General features: G+C 38.9%; 19 protein-coding genes. 14 read left to right on the top strand and 5 right to left on the bottom strand.

Features of this window, described 5'->3' with window-relative positions; genetic code table 11:
* The first annotated feature begins 39 nt into the window (after positions 1-39).
* Positions 40-828, top strand: coding sequence for a DUF547 domain-containing protein (locus tag J1G40_RS02600; RefSeq protein ID WP_265240717.1), 789 nt, complete (start codon positions 40-42; stop codon positions 826-828).
* A complete protein-coding gene (locus tag J1G40_RS02595) occupies positions 821-1,519 on the top strand; it encodes a TIGR04283 family arsenosugar biosynthesis glycosyltransferase (RefSeq protein ID WP_265240716.1) in 699 nt (232 codons plus the stop codon). The genes J1G40_RS02600 and J1G40_RS02595 overlap by 8 nt, the downstream gene beginning before the upstream one ends.
* A 12-nt stretch (positions 1,520-1,531) precedes the next feature.
* Here J1G40_RS02595 and J1G40_RS02590 read toward each other — a convergent pair whose 3' ends face one another.
* The 5 genes from J1G40_RS02590 to J1G40_RS02570 form a co-directional block, all read right to left on the bottom strand.
* A complete protein-coding gene (locus tag J1G40_RS02590) occupies positions 1,532-2,515 on the bottom strand; it encodes an N-acetylmuramoyl-L-alanine amidase family protein (RefSeq protein WP_265240833.1) in 984 nt (327 codons plus the stop codon).
* A 63-nt stretch (positions 2,516-2,578) separates the two neighbouring features.
* The gene (locus tag J1G40_RS02585; protein ID WP_265240715.1) at positions 2,579-3,841 is read right to left on the bottom strand and encodes an outer membrane protein assembly factor; all 1,263 of its coding nucleotides are present in this window, start codon (positions 3,839-3,841) and stop codon (positions 2,579-2,581) included.
* A gap of 117 nt (positions 3,842-3,958) precedes the next feature.
* Positions 3,959-4,960, bottom strand: coding sequence for a glycoside hydrolase family 113 (locus J1G40_RS02580; RefSeq protein ID WP_265240714.1), 1,002 nt, complete (start codon positions 4,958-4,960; stop codon positions 3,959-3,961).
* 46 nt (positions 4,961-5,006) lie between these two features.
* Positions 5,007-5,909 (bottom strand): hypothetical protein, encoded by a 903-nt coding sequence (locus J1G40_RS02575; protein WP_265240713.1) that lies wholly within the window; start codon positions 5,907-5,909, stop codon positions 5,007-5,009.
* Positions 5,910-5,942: 33 nt separating this feature from the next.
* A complete protein-coding gene (locus tag J1G40_RS02570; RefSeq protein ID WP_265240712.1) occupies positions 5,943-6,665 on the bottom strand; it encodes a DUF547 domain-containing protein in 723 nt (240 codons plus the stop codon).
* 226 nt (positions 6,666-6,891) lie between these two features.
* Between J1G40_RS02570 and J1G40_RS02565 the strand changes: the two genes are divergently transcribed.
* The 12 genes from J1G40_RS02565 to J1G40_RS02510 all read left to right on the top strand — a co-directional run bounded on the left by J1G40_RS02565 (position 6,892) and on the right by J1G40_RS02510 (position 19,982).
* Entirely contained in the window at positions 6,892-8,193 is a 1,302-nt protein-coding gene (locus tag J1G40_RS02565; RefSeq protein ID WP_265240711.1) for an NAD(P)/FAD-dependent oxidoreductase, read from the top strand.
* Positions 8,194-8,195: 2 nt separating this feature from the next.
* A complete protein-coding gene (locus J1G40_RS02560; protein WP_265240710.1) occupies positions 8,196-9,779 on the top strand; it encodes a 4Fe-4S binding protein in 1,584 nt (527 codons plus the stop codon).
* Positions 9,780-9,823: 44 nt separating this feature from the next.
* Entirely contained in the window at positions 9,824-10,243 is a 420-nt protein-coding gene (locus J1G40_RS02555) for a toxin-antitoxin system YwqK family antitoxin (protein ID WP_265240709.1), read from the top strand.
* On the top strand, positions 10,240-10,929 hold the full coding sequence (locus J1G40_RS02550; protein ID WP_265240708.1) for a glycosyltransferase family 2 protein: 690 nt from the start codon (positions 10,240-10,242) through the stop codon (positions 10,927-10,929). The genes J1G40_RS02555 and J1G40_RS02550 overlap by 4 nt, the downstream gene beginning before the upstream one ends.
* A gap of 1 nt (position 10,930) precedes the next feature.
* On the top strand, positions 10,931-12,415 hold the full coding sequence (locus J1G40_RS02545) for a glycosyltransferase (RefSeq protein ID WP_265240707.1): 1,485 nt from the start codon (positions 10,931-10,933) through the stop codon (positions 12,413-12,415).
* 229 nt (positions 12,416-12,644) lie between these two features.
* On the top strand, positions 12,645-14,006 hold the full coding sequence (locus tag J1G40_RS02540) for a mannosyltransferase (protein WP_265240706.1): 1,362 nt from the start codon (positions 12,645-12,647) through the stop codon (positions 14,004-14,006).
* Between the two features lie 216 nt (positions 14,007-14,222).
* On the top strand, positions 14,223-14,840 hold the full coding sequence (locus J1G40_RS02535; protein ID WP_265240705.1) for a GNAT family N-acetyltransferase: 618 nt from the start codon (positions 14,223-14,225) through the stop codon (positions 14,838-14,840).
* On the top strand, positions 14,837-16,027 hold the full coding sequence (locus J1G40_RS02530; protein WP_265240704.1) for an argininosuccinate synthase: 1,191 nt from the start codon (positions 14,837-14,839) through the stop codon (positions 16,025-16,027). Before J1G40_RS02535 ends, J1G40_RS02530 begins: the two co-directional genes overlap by 4 nt.
* Positions 16,020-16,994, top strand: coding sequence for an N-acetyl-gamma-glutamyl-phosphate reductase (gene argC / locus J1G40_RS02525; protein ID WP_265240703.1), 975 nt, complete (start codon positions 16,020-16,022; stop codon positions 16,992-16,994). Before J1G40_RS02530 ends, argC begins: the two co-directional genes overlap by 8 nt.
* Before the next feature lie 50 nt (positions 16,995-17,044).
* Positions 17,045-17,845: a pyrroline-5-carboxylate reductase gene (proC, locus tag J1G40_RS02520; RefSeq protein WP_265240702.1), complete on the top strand. Its 801-nt coding sequence runs from the start codon at positions 17,045-17,047 to the stop codon at positions 17,843-17,845.
* A 62-nt stretch (positions 17,846-17,907) separates the two neighbouring features.
* Positions 17,908-19,035: an aspartate aminotransferase family protein gene (locus tag J1G40_RS02515; RefSeq protein WP_265240701.1), complete on the top strand. Its 1,128-nt coding sequence runs from the start codon at positions 17,908-17,910 to the stop codon at positions 19,033-19,035.
* Positions 19,032-19,982: an acetylornithine carbamoyltransferase gene (locus J1G40_RS02510; RefSeq protein ID WP_265240700.1), complete on the top strand. Its 951-nt coding sequence runs from the start codon at positions 19,032-19,034 to the stop codon at positions 19,980-19,982. The genes J1G40_RS02515 and J1G40_RS02510 overlap by 4 nt, the downstream gene beginning before the upstream one ends.
* Positions 19,983-19,993 lie beyond the last annotated feature (11 nt).

Below are 19,993 nucleotides of genomic sequence, written 5' to 3'. Positions count from 1 at the left end.
ATATATAGATTCAGATAGAATGTTCTAATGATGTTAAGAATGCTGCTCTTAATTACCTCTTTGCTGACTTCCTTTTGCCAGCTGCATAATTACGAGGTTGATAAACCACTAAATATTGGGCATGGGTACAATATGGATATTGATCATAAGTCAATTGCTGAAAAAAACAAGATGCTGCAATCTTTAAACCATGGCGCCTGGAACAATTTACTTAAAAAGCACGTGGATGCTAAAGGGAATGTCAACTATCAAAATTTTAAGAATGATATTGAGGTTCTGGAAAAATATTTGGAATATTTGGCCAATAATACCCCAGAGCGTCAAGTAGACATAAATGAACGCCTGGCCTATTATATTAACTTGTACAATGCAGCAACCGTAAAGCTAGTACTAGATAACTATCCCGTACAAAGCATAAAAGACATAGATAGTCCCTGGGGTAAAAAAAGGGTCAGAGTTGGTGGCAAAATGCTTTCTCTTGGGCATATAGAACATAAGATTTTGAGAAAGATGAACGAGCCCAGGATACATTTTGCTATCAATTGTGCTTCTTTTTCCTGCCCAAAGCTGCTCAATGAAGCCTTTGTCGCTCAAAGCATCCCATCTCAATTACAACGAGTGACAATAGATTTTATTAATGATAAGACAAGAAATATCATTACCAAAGACCGCTTACAACTTTCTAATATTTTCAAATGGTACAAGAAAGATTTTACCCACTCCTCTTCTCTGGCGGAATATATTAATGCCTATACCAACGAAAGTATTGAGAGTAACGCAAAAATTCAATTTTTAAAATACAATTGGAATCTGAACGAAAATGAGTAACCCCCGAATAAGTATAATAATTCCTGTGCTAAATGAAGAAGATGCAATTCTGAAAGTTTTGCGTTATCTGAAGCATAATAGTTCAGAGGAACTTATACAGGAAATACTGGTGGTAGATGGCGGAAGCAAAGATAACACCGTTCAAATCGCGAAAGATTTTGGTGTGGATGTAATTATTTCTTCCAGGGGTAGGGCAAAACAAATGAACCTTGGTGCAATGAATGCCAGAGGAGATATTTTCTACTTTCTACACGTAGATACGCTACCCCCAAGAAACTTTGATCAGAGTATCATTAATGCTGTTCACGAGCGGCACGAAGTTGGTTGCTTTCAACTGCAGTTCGACAGCAACAGCAGGTTTTTAAAGTTTTTTGCCTGGTTCAGCAGGGTAAACCACACTATTTGTCGTGGTGGGGATCAGTCGCTTTTTATAACGAGAAAATTATTTTTCAAAGCAAAAGGATTTAATGAGGATTACATAGTATATGAAGACAATGAATTTATTAGAAGATTATACAAAAAGACGTATTTCAAAATCCTTCCACAACGCGTGCAGACCTCAGCAAGAAGATATGAAGAAAGAGGGATAGTACAATTGCAATATCACTTTGGAATGATACACCTCAATTACTATTTGGGGGCAGGTCCGGAGAAATTATATAAGTATTATAGGAGAAACATCATAATTTAAGGTCTTAAGACCCTATTCTTCATAATCCAGAATTACGCCTTCACTGATCCATTTGGCCAGTGCCTGACGATTATCCGCATCCAGTATGCGCCGTTGATCTTTTTTATTTCTAATGTTCCCGATTTCAATATAGGCCATTGCCGGATAGGTGTTTTTAACCATATACAAACTGCTTCTATCCTCAAAAGTTCCTGTATATGTTCGGTTCGGCTGGTATTTTTTATATTTCTTCTGAAAGGTCTTATGAATACTTTCGGCCAGTTTCTTACCACTTCTGCTTTTCTCATGATGATAGAAAAAGACATCAATATTCTGCCCTTTGGTTCTACTATCTACATGAGTAACTATAAGGCGCTGATGCTGTCCTTTATGCTTTTTATATAATTTATTTACTGCATCTACCCGTTGTTTTAATCGGGCTACCTGGTTTAAAGGAATCCTGTCATTGGGATAGGTGACCTCATCTTTATCCATTTCAAGGATACGATCGTCCCGGATACCATCATCAGGATCTCTTATAATAACATATACCTTGGCTCCATGAGAAAGTAGTTCCCTTGCCAGGCGAAGGGTGACATCGTAGGCATATTCATCTTCAGAAATAGATTTGCTGACATAGGTTGTCATAGCTCCCGGATCGGGGCCCCCATGTCCTGAAATCAGATAATAAACAGTCCCCTCTAACCGATCACTCTTAATTTCAATAAGCTCATGATCTTTTCCAAATATGGGATAAGTAACTCCCGCAACCGGTTTAGTGGTTGTTTTAATTATAGAAGCATCCTCTGTTTTATCCTCAGCGTTGGGTAATTTATAGGCCAGGCCTTCATACAGATGCACACTATCCCTTAGATTGTCCCGGTTTAATGCAACGAAATCATCATATAATTCATAAGGGTTTACCCCGTTTTTTCTCAACAGCGAATATATCCCATCTCCCCTTTCGGCTATGACAATTTGCAATGCTTCCTGCCCCTGAACAGAAACAACACCCATCAATAATATGGCTAAAACCAAGCCCGTTAAATACCTCACATTAAGAATTTACTACAAAGATTATTAAAAATACTGTCCAATTCCAAAAACTATGCCACTGGCAGGATCATTTGTAATTCCGTAACCATAGTCGATTCTGAAAATTGCATTGAAAATTCTCTTGTGGATGAACCTAATTCCAATTCCCGGATAAATACGGATATTCTGACTATCACTAAAATCGCCAAAATCGCCTCCGGGGTTGCGCCAGGACCCCCCGTCTATAAAAACATTGCTTTGTAATACAAACCAATTTTTATCTATCCAGGTATGTCTGTACTCCGTATTAAATACAATTGCCCCAGTACCCCTGTCTATGGTATTACCGACTCCCCTGATATTTAAATTATTATCCAGGGTAAAAGGTGCAAATGGGCTATCCACGTTGCTGGCCAGCCCCAACCTGAGCCTGCTTGCCCAGTTACCTCTTTCTCCTATCCTTTTATAATAAATGAAATCGTTAAACCCTATAAGGAATTCCGGAAGAGCAGTATCCGAACTTCCTACATATTGGAAATTCAAAGTAGACTTAAAACCCGAAAGATATTGATAGAAATATTGAATATTATCATAATTATAGATCAGTTTTATCAGATGTTTATCCACCTTTAACGCCTGTGGCACCTCCGGGCTGGTTGCTCCAAAGAGATATTCATAATCTTCGGTAAACAAACTTCCTCCTAGTTCTATGCGGTTTTGAAAATTAATCTCGTACATGGCCAATAACTCCAGGCCTTTGTTGTTGTACTTGTAATCTGCCGTTCCATTTTCAAAAAAAACGGGTTCCTGCGTAGTCAGATCATGATAGTTAATGGCCAATCCGAAGCTATTACTAAAAAGCTGTGGGGCTCTGATACTGATTCCGAAAGAATTGTATATATCGTACTGATAAAATCCGCCCAGAGTTATATTTCTACCAAGAAAGTTAAATTCCTGTAAGCCTATTCTAAATGCAAACTCGTCTGTGCTAGAAGTATACACATTGGCATAAGGTATTAATGTAAAGTTCTCTTCAATGGTATATGCTACCTGATATTTGCCCAGGCCCAGATGCACCACTTCATAATCGGCATATGCAACTGAGGGAAGTCGTTTAAGCCGGTTAATATCATCGATTATTCTAATGGAATCCAGGGGTTGTCCTTTCTGAACATCGGAGAGCTGTCTGACAAAAGTAGTTTTCAACTTTTTTAAACCTGAAATTTTCAAAGCCACCACTACTGGTTCCTGGGCCGTCAATGCCAACCCTAAAAACAAGCAAAAAACAGACAGGCAGGTCTTGATCATGGAGGGTGTTTGTTCTACACAAACAAAGATAGATTATAGATGTAACAAAAATATCACACCGCCTTTAGAAGCATATACCTAGATTTTAAATGTGTTGATTTTGCTAAGTACTTAAGATCAGTACTGGCTGTAGAAATAACCTATTACTTCCTGAGCAGGCTTGTTCTGTGGAGTAAACCTATTATCATCTCCTCCTCCGGCCCTTTGGTGATGAATAAACCACTTCCAGACATATCCGCCGGCAAACCACTCTTCTCCCCAGAATTCTTCAAAAATAGCCTTCTTGGCATTTACTTGTCCATCCAAATTAACAGCCTGTTCATTCCTGTCTACCAACCAGGGTTTTTTGGCCGTAAAATCCATACTCCTATATCCAAACTCGGTAAATAATACCGCCCTATTATATTTTCTTGAAAGCGCACCTATTTTCTCTTTCCAGGGTTGCCAACCCAGTTTTAATTGATCAACAGTTGGGGTTTTCTCTTGTGATAAAGGAAAGTAAGCGTCAATTCCAATATAGTCCAATTCTGCCCAAAACGGGGTTCTCTTATATTCATCCCAGTTGGCAGCATATGTAAGTTTGCCTTTATACACCTCCCGGATTTTTTTTATGAGCCCGCTCCAGTATTCGGGCCTGTTTTCCACAAATTTTTCAAGCTCGGTCCCAATACAAAGCAGCTCGGCATTCACATCTCTTGCAAGCCTTGCATTAGCCATGATAAATTCCTCATAAGAGGCTTCCAAAGCCTGCCAATCTGCTTCCGAATCCATAGACAATGTCCCAGTAAACGTTCCATTACTTATCCAGATCTGGGGTTTTATCATCACCTTAAGGCCATTCTTTTTGAGTAATTTGATGTATTGTTTTGCACCTGCTATTGTTTCACCAAACCATTGCCTGTCCGTATCAAAGATGATCTCCGGGGAATTTACATTTCTTATAAAACCAAAGGGCATTATTGCTGCGTGGTTGGCATGTACCTTCAACACCTGATCTATGTGTTCCTGATTTGCTTTATCGCGAGAAGCCACAAAGCTTACGCCATTTATTTTTGCTGCTTTCTGACTGCTACAGGCAAATTGAATAAAGCATAAAAAAAGAAGTCCTAATTTTTTCATCAGAAATAATTTAAGACTTCTAAAATAATGTATTTCTAATATTATCTCAGAAAATAGCTCTCAATCCTATGTTAAAAGTTTCACCAAGGCCGGTGTTGTTCCCTCTCACAAAATTAGTATAAAGCAGCTCCAGGTTAAGTGCATTGGTGAGTTGGTATTTAGCCCCTCCACCCAAAGCGGTAAAATCCTGTGCAAAACCTTCCCCGAGATCAAGGCGCTGAGCATGCTGGGCTAGCACCAATACCGTAAATTTTGAACTGGGAAAATAACTGAGAAAAACCCCGGGAATTAGATTAAGGCTATTGTTCGCAAAACTCTCCTGCTTATCCCCAAAGCCCAGTTCTGTGTTGAGTTCTGTAAAGAGTTGCCACTTGTTCCCTGGAAAGGTATAATCGTAAAAAAATCTATTTTGCCAAATGAAGCCCTTCTGATCCAGAAAAACACCATTCTCGGTTTCATTATCTACCAGAGGAATAAAAAAGGAGCTTTGAATAGAGAAATTACTAAGTGCGGCAATAGGTACAAATTTCACAGAAGGAGCAATTGAGGTTAAACCACTCCTGGCTGTGCCTTCTTCCCCGTCAAATTTAAATACGTCTAAGGCCTTTCTATCATTAACCACATTAGACCTGATCTCAATGATTGCACCAACATTCCATCTTTTGTTTTCACCTACTCCCGTGTACGCCTCTAAAGTTGATGTAAAAAAGGTTTCCCTGGGTTCTTTTCCATCCGAAAAAGTGCTCTTGGTTTGAGTATATAGATTGTTAAACCACTTTAAATCCCACTGGCCCTTTCCAACAAGTTTAGAAGGAGTATACTGTTGAATATTGCTCTTCTGCAGCAAAGTATCCTGCTGGTCTTTTGCCTCATCAGAGTGTTGTGAAAATCCCACTGCACTTGTATTGAGAAACACAAGAAAGCACATTATTTTTATCATCTTTTTCATATAATTTTTTGTGATTAATTCTAGATGGTACTATTATTTTAAATCGTTAAGTGTCCAGTCGTACGAGTAATATCCTACCCTATAATTAGTCGGTATTTTACTTTCCCGGTATCCGTTGATAAAATCTATCAGGGTCTTATTTTCCCGGGTAAAATCTTCTTTATACCACTGGAAAATCTGGGAAACTTTGATCTTATTTTTATTCAATTGAATAAAGTCCGGGTTGTTTAAAGACAAGATGGTTTGCCTTTGCAACTGACCATTTAGGGTAGACGGCAAATAGGCCATATCGATAATCGGCGGACATCCTAAGCCGGCACATACCAAAACAAAATGAAAGCGGGCTTCTGAGGGAAATTTTGCCCGCAATAATTGGTTTTCAATATCATTGAGGCTAATATCCATCCCTCCGATAGCATGTTTATCCTTATCAAAAAAACCGTCGATATCTAAAGGAGATTTTACAGGATAGTTAGCTACAATCCCTTTTATAACCAAAAGGTTGTAACCATTGATCCAGAAAGCCTGGTATTCTTCGGGATTCTCTGTAGTCACATTGATTGACGTAGCCATTTTCAACAATTCATTCAGCAGCCCCGGATTAGATTTTATTTCATTATAAGCAACCTTACCGTCTTTAACATAGGTCTCAAAAAATGAAGCTGACTTTTCAAAAAATTGGGTCGTATCCTGCCCGAAAGACAATGAACCAGCCAGCAAAAACAGGCTGGAGAGTAAAATTATTTTCCTTTTCATCTGTAAATATTCATTGGTTAATCCCGGCTTAGGTCGGGCAGATTTGTACATCCCTACAGCAGCTTATTCTGTTTTATGAAATATTTAGGATGCTCCAAATCAAGTGATAACTTCTCCAAAGGACATAAAAAAGTATCACGCTTTTATAACGAAAATAAATTATAACTTACAGCTTAAGTTTTTTGGTTTAACACCGACCTAAGCCACAACCACCTTTAATTCACTTATGGAAAATATTATCATTATTGGAAATGGAATTGCCGGCGTAACTGCAGCAAGGCACATAAGGAAACTTTCAGATAAACGCATAATTATTGTATCTGCAGAAACGGACCACTTCTTTTCCCGTACTGCTTTGATGTACGTTTATATGGGTCATATGAACTTTGAACATATAAAACCATATGAGGATTGGTTTTGGGATAAAAATAAAATAGAACTCGTTCGAGCCTATGTAAACCAGGTCGACACCGATAAAAAAGAATTGATACTGGAAAATTCCAGAGTCCTTCAATACGACAAACTCATAATTGCTACAGGGTCTAAACCCAACAAGTTTGGCTGGCCGGGGCAAGACCTTCATGGCGTACAAGGGTTGTATTCTAAACAAGATCTAGATCTACTAGAGGTGAACGCCCCCAATAAGGAAATTTGCAAACGGGCCGTTATTGTTGGTGGTGGATTAATAGGTATAGAATTAGCGGAGATGCTCAGAAGCAGGGATATTCCAGTGACTTTTCTGGTTAGAGAAAAGAATTTTTGGGATGGGGTACTCCCAGATGGTGAGTCTAAAATGATAAATGAACACATAAGGGAGCATCATATAGACCTTAAACTAGACACTAACCTGGTAGAAATAATCGCTGATGAAAATGGGCGGGCAAGTGCTGTTATTACAGACAAAGGTGAGACTATACCCTGTAACCTGGTTGGCATTACACCCGGTGTATCACCAAACATAAATTTCTTAAAAGATTCCGGGCTAGAGCTGGGAAGAGGGGTTAAGGTAAACAGGTTTCTCGAGACCAATATCTCAGATGTATACGCAATTGGAGATTGTGCAGAACAGCATGAACCTATTGGCAATAGAAGACCCATAGAGGCAGTGTGGTATACCGGCAGAATGATGGGTGAAACCCTTGCTCAGACCATTTGTGGAAACAGGATACAGTATAAACCAGGACATTGGTTTAATTCTGCCAAATTCTTCGACATAGAATATCAGACCTATGGCTGGGTTTTCAGTAACAGGAGTAAGAAAGATGTTGAAAAACATTTTCACTGGCGACATTCAAAAGAAAAAATTTGCATTACCGTTGCTTATCATAAAGCATCCCGTGAATTTCTGGGAATAAACACCTTTGGTATCCGTATGCGCCATGAGGTTATGGACCAATGGCTGACAGAAAAAAAGGATGTGGATTTTGTAATGAGACATCTTCAAAAAGCCAATTTCGATCCTGAATTCTATAAAAAATACGAAAAAGAAATTTTTAACTCCTTCCAGGGACAACTTACACCAGCGTAAATATGAACACAGTAGATAGAAATATGTCCTTAACAGGAGAATCGTCTAATGCGATCAGTAACCAGCAAAAGATTTCTAGTTTTATAGGGCTGGCAGGGCTGGCCATCTTAGTTCTTGCCTTTTTCAATACCAACTTTCCAAATAAAACACTTTGGCTCAGTATGTCGCTCGGACTTATTACTGCAGGAACAATCTGGTTTAGCAAAGCTTCTTATGCTCACAAGCACAAAGGAATTAAAAATGACAGGGTCTTTTTTAACTCAATTTCAGGAAGGGGATTTTGGGGATGGATCCTGGGAATTTTTGTAACCGGGTTTTATGTTGTGCTCTACTTTTTCCCGGAATATATGGGACTTGTAAAAGATGGTTCCAACGGTGGGGTTATTGCGCTTTTTGATCCATTGAGCAAAGCCCTGAGCGGAAACCCGGCAAGCCAGTGGTTTGTGTACGGCACCTTATACACTATCGCTATCCTGGCTTTTGGGATAAAGTTTATCTGGAAATACAGACATAATAGATATGAAATAATCCGGACAGTAAGTGTAATGTTTTTTCAAACTGCATTTGCCTTCCTAATCCCGGAAATTATGGCCCGACTCAACGGAAAGCTGCCCTATTATGACTTAAAAAACATCTGGCCGCTGAACTATTACAATTTCGAAAGATATAGAGTGAACAGCTTTATAGATGCAGGTGATGTGGGAATGGGCATGCTTATATTCGGAGTAGTATCCATATTTGTAATATCACCGGTATTAACCTATTTCTATGGAAAAAGATGGTATTGTTCCTGGGTGTGCGGTTGTGGTGGCCTGGCAGAAACTGCCGGGGATTCGTTCAGACAATTGAGCGATAAATCATTATCTGCCTGGAAAATTGAACGCTGGGTAGTTCATAGTGTTGTTGTCTTTGTTACCCTGATGACCATAGCAGTAATCTACTCTTACCTGGGAAATGACACCAGTAAATACTGGCTTACAAAAGATGTCTTTTTAATAGGATCCGCTGCCATTATGACTTTGGTATTTGTGCTGGTAATGGTTTTTAAACGAGATCAGTTGCAGAAAGATGCCAAATATGGTGCAATAGGTTATTTTGTTATCATCCTGGCTCTTATTGGATTTCATTATTTAAGCGGAGAAGGCAATGTTTTTTTGTTTAAATCAGAAACCCTTAGAAAAACCTATGCCTTTCTTATTGGAGCTGTTTTTTCCGGTGTTATCGGTGTAGGCTTTTATCCCATATTCGGGAGTAGGGTTTGGTGCAGATTTGGATGTCCGATGGCTGCCATTCTTGGATTTCAACAAAGACTTTTTTCCAGATTTCGCATTACCACCAATGGCGGTCAATGCATTTCATGTGGAAATTGTTCCACCTATTGTGAAATGGGAATAGACGTCAGGGCTTATGCTCAAAAAGGCGAGAATATTGTTCGCTCTAGCTGCGTAGGTTGTGGCATTTGTTCTGCTGTTTGCCCACGAGGGGTTTTAAAACTAGAGAACGGCCCGCTTAAAGGTCGTATTGATAGTAATCAGGTACTTTTGGGAAATGATGTGGATCTTATGGACCTGGTGAATCAAAAATAACCCTAATTGATAAAACCTTCGTCATTAGAACTTAAACAAGTATAATGCTCTCAAAATCAGCCCTGTTTTTCATATTTATAGCAATTTCCGCTCTACTTGCCACAGAAACGAATAAGGCATATTATAAGGAATACTACCAAAGCGGAACATTAAAATCACATGGGTGGAAATATCAAGGTCAGAAAACCGGATATTGGTTCTTTTACCATAAAAACGGAATTTTAGAAAAAGAGGGGCATTTTATTAAAGGAAAAATGACCAATTGGTGGATATTTTATGACCACAATGGCCTGATAAATCATAAGTGCCAGTTAAATAATGGCAAAAAAAATGGATATTGTCTAAAATATTACCAAGAAAAACTTAGTTCAGCTGTTAAATACTCCAATGGGAATAAGGTAAAGGAATGGTACGATCTAAACAGTTTTAAGAAAGAAAATAAACTCTCCGATTTGAAAAAATGACAGACATCAGGGTTATCATCCCGGCATTTAATGAAGAAGATTCTATTGCCAAGGTTATTAAAGATATTCCGGATATCGTATCCGAAATAATTGTTGTCAGCAATAACTCTACCGACAAAACTATTGAAAATGCCCGAAAAACAGGTGCCACCGTGCTTTCCGAAGACAGAATGGGATACGGTTATGCATGCCTCAAAGGGATGGATTATGTGGCCAAACAATCCAAAACCCCCGATATCATCGTATTTATTGACGGAGATTATTCTGATTACCCTGAAGAACTCTCCAAACTAGTAGCACCAATACTAAACGACAATATTGATTTTGTAATTGGGGCCCGTGTAAAGAGACTAAGAGAAGAAGGGAGCATGACACCTCAGCAGGTTTTTGGTAACTGGTTAGCCACTTTTCTAATGAAATTCCTATTTAGGGCAACATATACAGACCTTGGACCGTTTAGAGCAATAAAATATGACAAGTTGCTATTGTTAGCCATGGAAGACAAAACCTATGGGTGGACAGTGGAAATGCAGCTAAAAGCACTTAAAAAGAAACTGACATATACCGAAGTACCAGTGCGTTATAAAAAAAGAATTGGTATATCAAAGGTATCTGGTACAGTAAAAGGTAGTATATTTGCAGGCGTAAAAATCCTGGGTTGGATATTTAAATATAGCTTGAGGTAAAATGGGAATAATTATAGCTTACATCATCATGGGAATCTACAGTGTTGCACTGTTATTGATTTTCTTTTATAGTCTGGCACAATTGAACCTATTGGTCAATTATCTAAGTCAGAAAAAAAGGAATGAAGTGGCCCCAAAATTCAATCTTCTGGACCCAAAGGAAATTCCTTTTGTTACCATCCAACTTCCCATCTATAATGAGGAGTATGTAATGGAGAGATTGTTAGAAAACATCTCCAAAATAGAGTATCCCAACAGTAAATTAGAAATTCAGGTTCTGGATGATTCCACAGACGATAGCGTCATAGATACTGCTGCCCAAATAAAGAAGCTTCAGGACAAGGGGTTAGACATTCAACACATACGCCGCGAGAACAGAGAAGGTTTCAAGGCCGGTGCCCTGAAAGAAGGTCTTAAAATTGCCAAAGGTGATTTTGTAGCCATATTTGATGCCGATTTCTTACCTGCATCAGATTGGTTAAAGAAAACAGTTATATATTTTAAAGATGAAGAAATTGGTGTGGTACAGACGCGTTGGGGGCATATTAACCGCGATTATTCTACGCTGACCAAAATTCAGGCATTTGCCCTGGATGCACACTTCACATTAGAACAGGTAGGCAGAAACTCCAAAGGGCATTTTATAAATTTTAACGGGACTGCAGGAATCTGGAGAAAAGAATGCATCCTTGATGCCGGTAATTGGGAGGGAGATACGCTAACAGAAGATCTAGACCTAAGCTACAGAGCACAACTGAAAAACTGGAAATTCAAGTACCTTGAAGATGTAGAAACACCTGCAGAGCTTCCGGTAGTAATAAGCGCTGCCCGCTCCCAGCAATTCAGATGGAATAAAGGAGGTGCCGAGAACTTTAGAAAAACTGTCTGGAGTGTTATTACATCAAAAAACATTTCTTTTAAGACTAAATTTCATGGGGTAATGCACTTATTAAACAGCAGTATGTTTCTTTGTGTATTCCTGGTGTCACTACTGAGTATCCCTGCCATGTATATTAAAGAGATATTCCCACAATTTGATATCTTTTTTAATATGCTTAGCTTTTTTGTTCTAAGTACTATTATACTTTTTATCTGCTATTGGTTTACCTATAAGAGTATTCAGGGAAGCAGTTTTGACAATTTTGTAGACTATATAAAACTATTCTTTACTTTTTTCTCGGTTGCCCTTGGATTTTCACTTCACAACTCCATAGCCGTTTTGGAGGGTCATATGGGAAAACGCAGCGAGTTTGTCAGAACGCCTAAGTTTAACCTGAACAGTTTAACAGATAGTTGGAAAGACAATAAATATCTCGCCAAAAAACTATCGCCCAATATGATATTAGAATTTGGCCTCATGGTATATTTCCTCTTTGGAATGTACAGTGCCATACCCCTGAACGATTTTGGATTATTTCCTTTTCACCTGATGTTATTTTTGGGCTTTGGATTTGTTTTCACTAAATCTCTTACTTCCAGGGTTTAATACTCTTATTCTAATAATTTAATTTATCGGTGCTTTTTGATCCGAAAATCCTTTGCCTCTATTGGGGTGATAAGATCTATATCAGAATTCTTACATTAAAACCACGAGTATAATTTTATTTAATTTCAGAACTTCGCTCAAATTAGAATTAGTATGCAATTTGATCTCTGAAATTTTCAAAAATTAAATTATCTTTCGGTTCCTGGAAATATCCATAAACCTGGGAATTATGACTAACCGACTTGTATCTTATTGGAAACTTCACAGATTGCCAATACTCATGATACTGTTTTCCGCATTATTCTATTTTGCCTTTGGATATGACCTGGTTCGAACAGACATGATTAAGCTGGTAACACTTTTTGCAGCCCTGTTTTTTTTCTGCTTTAAATTGATTCAATTTGAAAAATGGAATTTCAAATTTCTCTTGTTCGCCGGGATTCTCTTTCGACTTGTATTTCTACTGGCTACACCTAATCTCTCTCAGGATTTCTATAGATTCATTTGGGATGGAGAGTTGGTATTGCTCGGCATAAATCCTTATTTGTTTCTTCCGGATCAATTGATAACCCAGACAGATCTGATGGTTAACAATGCCCATGAGCTACACAATGGAATGGGGCTGCTCAGCGCAAGGCATTATAGCAACTACCCTCCTCTTAACCAAGTACTATTTAGCCTCGGAGCCTACTTTGGTGGAAATAGTCTCCTTGGAGCTATAGTAGGGTTGCGACTGATTATAATTTCAGCGGACATAGGCATCTATTATTTTGGCAGAAAATTACTTAAGAAACTCAATAGATCTCCCCATTTAATTTTCTGGTATTTCTTAAATCCACTGATCATCATAGAATTGGCTGGTAATCTCCATTTTGAAGGGGTAATGCTGTTTTTCTTTATATGGTCTATTTATCTATTATCTATTCATAAGTGGCTACTCGCCGCGGTTATATACGCCTTTTCTATTTCAATTAAGTTAATACCTCTGATGTTTTTACCGCTATTCCTGAAACATCTCGGTTTTAAGAAAAGCATGCTATTTTATATGGTCATTGCCGTCGTATCCTTTGCCCTCCTATTGCCCTTTTACTCTCCGGAATTTATTGATAATTACTCAAAAACGGTTGGATTGTGGTTCTCTAACTTCGAGTTTAATGCCGGCATTTATAATGTCGTTAAAAAGATTGGTATTCAGTTCGATGCCAAGCCCTGGGAACTTATTAAACAGTATGGTAAAATAACTCCTTATTTAACAATTGCAATTGTTTTGCTGATGACCTTTCTAAGGAAAAATGAAAAACTATCAGTTCTATTGGTCTCTATGTTAATTACAGTGGCTAGTTATTATTTCCTCTCAACCACGGTTCATCCCTGGTATATTATATTTCTAGTTTTACTTACAATTTACACCGATATAAGATTTCCATTATTTTGGTCTGCCATGATCATTTTGAGCTATTCTGCCTATGCAAACCCGGACTATAAAGAAAATCTGGGGCTGCTGTTTATTGAATATTTCATAGTGTTCGGATTCTTAGTCTATGAATTTCTCAGATTAAAAGGACCTAAAATGCTTTTTCATAAAAATTGATCCTCAAATTATGATAGTTCAATATAATTTGTACTTTTGACTTTCAATGAAAACAAAGGCATACATAACTCTTTACTTCCCAGCCGCCATTTTGGCTGCTGCTTTTGTTCCTACCCGCCGTCGCCCGTAAGGGTGCGTTCCAATATTGGAAATAGGTGAGTCCATTTCTGCAAAATCCACAATTTATTCGTATTTATTCATTACAAACACTTGGCAATGGAAATTATAATTGCTAACGAATCACATATTAAATTCGCCCAGATTATCAGCGACACCATTACAGAATCCGCTAAGGTCCGTGGAACAGGTATTGCCAAAAGATCTCCGGAATATATTATAAAAAGACTGGAAAATGGCAACGCTATAATTGCCCTGGAAGGAGAAAAATTCGCCGGCTTCTGTTACATTGAAGTATGGGGCCACAAAAAATACGTGGCTAACTCCGGGCTAATAGTCCACCCGGATTTTAGGAATCAGGGATTGGCTAAAAAAATTAAGAGCGCCATATTTGAACTTTCGAGAAAAAAGTTTCCCGACGCAAAAATATTTGGGATAACTACCGGTCTTGCTGTGATGAAAATGAACTACGAATTGGGCTATAAGCCGGTAACATTTTCAGAACTAACGGACGATCCCTCTTTCTGGAAAGGATGTCAGACCTGCAAAAACTTCGATGTACTTACACGTACCGAAAAAAAAATGTGCTTGTGTACCGGCATGCTTTATGACCCTTTGCACAAAACGAAAATCAAAAAAGACAAGGTGAACAGTAAGGCATTCAAAAGATTAAAAAGTATTAAGGAACAATTGTTTCTAAAAAAAGGAAAGAAATGAGCAAATTAGTTTTAGCATATAGCGGAGGATTAGACACTTCTTATTGTGCCAAATATCTCTCTAAGGAAAAAGGATATGAGGTCCATGCCGTGAGTGTAAATACCGGGGGATTTTCGAAGGAGGAAATAGCCCAGATAGGTGAAAAGGCCCAACAACTGGGGGCTAAAAGTTATACCTCATTAGAAGCAGTAAATACCTTCTACGATAAAGTGGTAAAGTACCTTGTTTTTGGTAATGTGCTTAGAAATAATACATATCCTCTTTCTGTAAGCGCAGAGCGAATTGTGCAGGCAATAGAAATAGTGAAATACGCTAAGAAAATAGGAGCAAAATACATCGCTCATGGAAGTACTGGTGCAGGCAATGATCAGGTTAGGTTTGATATGATCTTTCAAATCATGGCTCCGGATATCCAAATTATAACCCCAATTCGGGACCACAAGTTATCAAGGGAGGAAGAGATCTCGTATTTAAAGGAAAATGGTATCGCCTATTCCTGGGAAAAAGCAAAATACTCTATCAATAAGGGACTATGGGGAACCAGTGTCGGAGGAGAAGAAACTTTAACCTCAGATAAACCATTGCCCAACTCGGCCTATCCCAGCCAGGCAACGGCAACTGCTTTCAAAACTATAAAACTCAGTTTTAGAAAAGGTGAATTAGTTGCCCTGGACGATAATGTGGCTCATCCCGTGGAGGTCATTACAAAACTTCAGGATTTGGCTTCGCAATATGCTATTGGAAGAGATATCCACGTGGGAGATACAATAATCGGAATCAAGGGAAGGGTAGGATTTGAAGCAGCAGCAGCCCTTATCACTATAAAGGCGCACCACTTATTGGAAAAACACACCCTGAGCAAATGGCAGCAATTTCAAAAAGACCAACTTGGGAATTTCTATGGAATGCTATTACACGAAGGAAACTATTTGGATGAGGTAATGCGGAATATTGAAGCTTTCCTCACAGATACTCAGAAAAATGTATCTGGCGATGTCTTTGTAAGCCTGCATCCTTATAGATTTGAATTGGATGGAATTTCCTCAGAACATGACCTTATGAATGCTTCTTTTGGAAGTTATGGTGAAATGAATAAAGGCTGGACTGCAGATGATGCCAAAGGTTTTATCAAAATACTTTCAAATCCTGGAAAAATTAGTAACCACGTAAATAATGATCATGATTAAAGCAGGTATTATAGGTGGCTCTGGATATACCGGAGGGGAATTGATAAGAATTTTGCTGAATCATCCTGCCGTAGATATAAATTTTGTCTACAGTACAACCAGGGCAGGAAAAAAAGTGACTTCTGCACATCCGGATCTTTTGGGGGTCACTGAACTTGAATTTACGGGCAACGTAAATCCGGATGTCGACCTGGTCTTTCTTTGCCTGGGTCATGGTAATTCAAGTAAATTTTTAAAAGCCAATACATTCTCTTCTAAATCTAAAGTCATTGATCTCAGCAATGATTTCCGGCTTATGAATGACGCCAATTTTCTAGGAAAACAATTTGTATATGGCCTCCCTGAATTGAATAAAAACAAAATTATAGCATCCCAATTTGTAGCCAATCCAGGTTGTTTTGCAACAGCAGTACAACTGGCACTTCTGCCGTTGGCCAGCAAAGGCCTGTTGGGAAATGCAGTACATGTAAATGCGGTAACAGGAAGTACAGGTGCTGGCGTAAGTCCAACAGCAACTACGCATTTTAGCTGGCGAAATAACAATGTATCCTGGTACAAGCCTTTTACTCACCAGCATCTCGGTGAAATTAATGAAAGCCTGTCATCCCTTCAGCCAGATGCCGGAGAACTATTTTTCCTGCCCAACAGAGGAAATTTTACCAGAGGTATCCTGGCCACGGCCTACACCCAATTTAAGGGGTCAGAGTCGGAAGCAAAACAGCTTTATGCCTCATACTATTCCGATGCACTTTTTACGCAACTAACCGATGATCCAATTCACTTAAAACAAGTGGTAAATACAAATCAGTGCCATATTCATATTCATAAGCACAAAGACACGCTCTTAATCACATCGGCCATAGATAATCTTTTAAAAGGAGCATCCGGACAAGCCGTTCAGAATATGAATCTTATGTTTGGGTTAGAAGAAGGGGATGGGTTGCAGTTAAAAGCAGGAGTATTCTAAATTCATCCAAAGGCTAGACACGAAAAAAATAAAAACAAATTATCAAAGCAATGAAAATAGCAATAATAGGAGCAGGAAATTTGGGGTTGTCGATAGCAAAAGGAATTTTGCATAGTAATGGCGCTACCACAATGTACCTGACTAAACGAAACATTGATAGCATCAAAGATTTTGAAAAATATGGAAATTTAACTGTCTCCTCAGATAACGAGGAGGCTGTTAAACAATCTGATGTATTAATTTTTGCGGTACAACCGGGGCATTTTGCCAATATTCTTGAAGATATTAAACATTTGCTTACTGAAAAGCATGTGGTGATATCCACAATTACCGGATTCAGTATCGCCAGGATGGAGTCTATACTTGGGAAAGATAAATTTATCATCAGAAGTATGCCTAACACGGCAATTTCGGTAGGCAAATCAATGACGTGTCTATGCACAAACGAAGCTGGCAAAAAGAGAATAGACCTTGCCAAGGCCATTTTTAACAGAATGGGGCATTCTCTGGAAATACCTGAAGAGCAAATGCAAGCCGCCACTGTTATTTGTGCCAGTGGTATAGCCTTCTGGATGCGCTTGATACGAGCCACCACTCAGGGGGCCATTCAATTGGGCTTCGATGCAAAAGAGGCCCAGGAATTAGCGGTGCATACATGCGATGGAGCAGCCGGGCTTTTAATAGCTTCGGGCAACCACCCTGAAGAAGAGATTGATAAGGTAACTACCCCTATGGGCTGCACTATTCAAGGGTTAAATGAGATGGAACATCAGGGCCTGAGCTCTTCATTGATACGAGGGATAGTTGCATCCTTTGAAAAAATTAGTGAGTTCAAAATTAACAACAATTAATCCCATGATTGCCCTGTGTAAAGAACAATTACAGAAGACAATCAAGGTATAAAAAATGGTCTATGGAGCTTTTTGACGTATATCCACTTTATGATGTGACTCCGGTTGCAGCAAAAGGTATAGTTGTAACAGATAGTCAGGGAAAAGAGTATCTGGATTTCTACGGGGGGCACGCTGTAATTTCTATAGGGCATGCTCACCCACATTATGTTAAGCGGTTAAAGGAGCAACTGGATAAAATTGGGTTTTACAGCAATTCCGTTCAAAATCCTCTCCAATCCCAACTAGCAGTTACATTAGGCAAAATGTCAGATTGTGAAGACTACAACTTATTTATGTGTAACTCCGGAGCAGAAGCCAATGAAAATGCCCTGAAATTGGCCTCTTTCCAAACTGGCAAATCCCGAGTGATTGCATTTAATAATAGCTTTCATGGAAGAACCTCAGCCGCTGTTGCCACTACGGATAATGAAAAAATAAATGCCCCTTTAAACAAACAGCAAGAGGTGACTTTTTTACCTTTAAATGAATTGTCCCGTTTTAAAGAAGAAATTGCTAAGGGCGATGTATGTGCCGTTATTATTGAAACTATTCAGGGTGTTGGGGGATTAGATGAACCCACCACCTCATTTTTTGAGGAAATTTCAAAAGAGTGTCAACAAAATGGCGTTGTCCTCATTGCAGACGAAGTACAGTCAGGATTTGGCAGAAGCGGTAAGTTCTTTGCTTTTCAACATCACGGAATACGTCCGGATATTATAAGCATCGCCAAAGGCATGGGTAATGGTTTTCCAGTAGGTGGTATTTTGATAGATAACAAAATTAAAGCTTCTTACGGGATGTTAGGAACTACCTTTGGCGGAAATCATCTGGCATGTGCTGCCACCATGGCGGTACTGGAAGTATTAGAAAAAGAAGACCTGATCGCAAATGCCAGAAATCTTGGAGCATATTTTAGTGAAAGAGCAGCTGAAATTCCTCAGGTAAAAAGGGTTAAGGGCAAAGGCCTGATGTTAGGACTGGAATTTGACTTTAAAATTGCCGAACTCAGAAAAAGATTAATACACAATCAATTCCTTTTCACAGGGGGAGCAAAGGATCCTCATATTCTAAGAGTACTCCCTGCATTGAACATTACCAAAGCACATTTAGATATTTTCTTTGACGCTTTGCAAAACGAATTATCATGAAGCACTACCTTACCGTAAACGACATTGATACTCTGGAAAACTGGGTTTCGGAGGCCAGGAAACTTAAGTTAAATCCCTTTCAGGACCAGCATTTGGGTAGAAATAAAACTCTTGTATTGCTTTTTTTTAACAACAGTCTGCGGACCAGACTTAGTACTCAAAAAGCTGCACAGCATTTGGGTATGAACGTAATGGTCATGAATTTCAGCAGCGAGGGATGGATATTGGAATACGGAGATGGGGTAGTTATGGACCGGGGTGCTGCCGAACATATTAAAGAGGCGGCTAAAGTGGTTTCTCAATATGCAGATATCCTCGGAATAAGGGCCTTTGCAGGCTTAAAAAACAAGGAAAAAGATGAAGCTGAGCATGTAATAAACGGTTTTGAAAAATTTGCCAGTATCCCCATCGTCAATCTTGAAAGCTCATTGAGTCATCCGTTACAGGCATTGGCCGATGCTATAACCATCTCCGAGCATTCGGATAAGCCAAAACCAAAAGTTGTATTATCATGGGCCCCCCATCCCAAGGCGCTTCCACATGCGGTTGCAAATTCCTTTGTTACTATGATGAAGAAGTTAGACGCCGAATTTGTGATCAGCCACCCAGAAGGTTACGAATTAAATCCTGGATTAACTGAAGGTATTCCCATAGAGCACGACCAGTCAAAAGCACTAATCGATGCAGATTTTGTATATGTAAAAAACTGGAGCAGTTATTCGAAATACGGGGAGGTATTATCACAAAACAATTCCTGGAAGATGACGGCCAATAAATTAGGTGTAGCAAAATTTATGCATTGCCTGCCAGTGAGAAGAAATGTTGTAGCCGACGATGCAGTACTAGACAGCATACAGTCTCTGGTAATAGAACAATCTAATAACAGAACCTTTGCGGCACAACTGGTCTTAAAGAAGTTACTTGAAGATAATTTCAATATTTATTAAGCTAAACTGCC

The sequence above is a fragment of the Muriicola sp. Z0-33 genome, from assembly GCF_026126425.1.
GTDB lineage: Bacteria > Bacteroidota > Bacteroidia > Flavobacteriales > Flavobacteriaceae > JAFMPW01.
The sequence above is the reverse complement of the archived record's forward strand: the minus strand, read 5'-3'. Positions and strand labels throughout refer to the sequence as shown.

Coding starts and splice junctions, on each gene's coding strand:
- J1G40_RS02600 (WP_265240717.1), top strand. CDS start 40: ATGCTGCTCTTAATTACCTCTTTGCTGACTTCCTTTTGCCAGCTGCAT.
- J1G40_RS02595 (WP_265240716.1), top strand. CDS start 821: ATGAGTAACCCCCGAATAAGTATAATAATTCCTGTGCTAAATGAAGAA.
- J1G40_RS02590 (WP_265240833.1), bottom strand. CDS start 2,515: ATGGGTGTTGTTTCTGTTCAGGGGCAGGAAGCATTGCAAATTGTCATA.
- J1G40_RS02585 (WP_265240715.1), bottom strand. CDS start 3,841: ATGATCAAGACCTGCCTGTCTGTTTTTTGCTTGTTTTTAGGGTTGGCA.
- J1G40_RS02580 (WP_265240714.1), bottom strand. CDS start 4,960: ATGAAAAAATTAGGACTTCTTTTTTTATGCTTTATTCAATTTGCCTGT.
- J1G40_RS02575 (WP_265240713.1), bottom strand. CDS start 5,909: ATGAAAAAGATGATAAAAATAATGTGCTTTCTTGTGTTTCTCAATACA.
- J1G40_RS02570 (WP_265240712.1), bottom strand. CDS start 6,665: ATGAAAAGGAAAATAATTTTACTCTCCAGCCTGTTTTTGCTGGCTGGT.
- J1G40_RS02565 (WP_265240711.1), top strand. CDS start 6,892: ATGGAAAATATTATCATTATTGGAAATGGAATTGCCGGCGTAACTGCA.
- J1G40_RS02560 (WP_265240710.1), top strand. CDS start 8,196: ATGAACACAGTAGATAGAAATATGTCCTTAACAGGAGAATCGTCTAAT.
- J1G40_RS02555 (WP_265240709.1), top strand. CDS start 9,824: ATGCTCTCAAAATCAGCCCTGTTTTTCATATTTATAGCAATTTCCGCT.
- J1G40_RS02550 (WP_265240708.1), top strand. CDS start 10,240: ATGACAGACATCAGGGTTATCATCCCGGCATTTAATGAAGAAGATTCT.
- J1G40_RS02545 (WP_265240707.1), top strand. CDS start 10,931: ATGGGAATAATTATAGCTTACATCATCATGGGAATCTACAGTGTTGCA.
- J1G40_RS02540 (WP_265240706.1), top strand. CDS start 12,645: ATGACTAACCGACTTGTATCTTATTGGAAACTTCACAGATTGCCAATA.
- J1G40_RS02535 (WP_265240705.1), top strand. CDS start 14,223: ATGGAAATTATAATTGCTAACGAATCACATATTAAATTCGCCCAGATT.
- J1G40_RS02530 (WP_265240704.1), top strand. CDS start 14,837: ATGAGCAAATTAGTTTTAGCATATAGCGGAGGATTAGACACTTCTTAT.
- argC (WP_265240703.1), top strand. CDS start 16,020: ATGATTAAAGCAGGTATTATAGGTGGCTCTGGATATACCGGAGGGGAA.
- proC (WP_265240702.1), top strand. CDS start 17,045: ATGAAAATAGCAATAATAGGAGCAGGAAATTTGGGGTTGTCGATAGCA.
- J1G40_RS02515 (WP_265240701.1), top strand. CDS start 17,908: ATGGAGCTTTTTGACGTATATCCACTTTATGATGTGACTCCGGTTGCA.
- J1G40_RS02510 (WP_265240700.1), top strand. CDS start 19,032: ATGAAGCACTACCTTACCGTAAACGACATTGATACTCTGGAAAACTGG.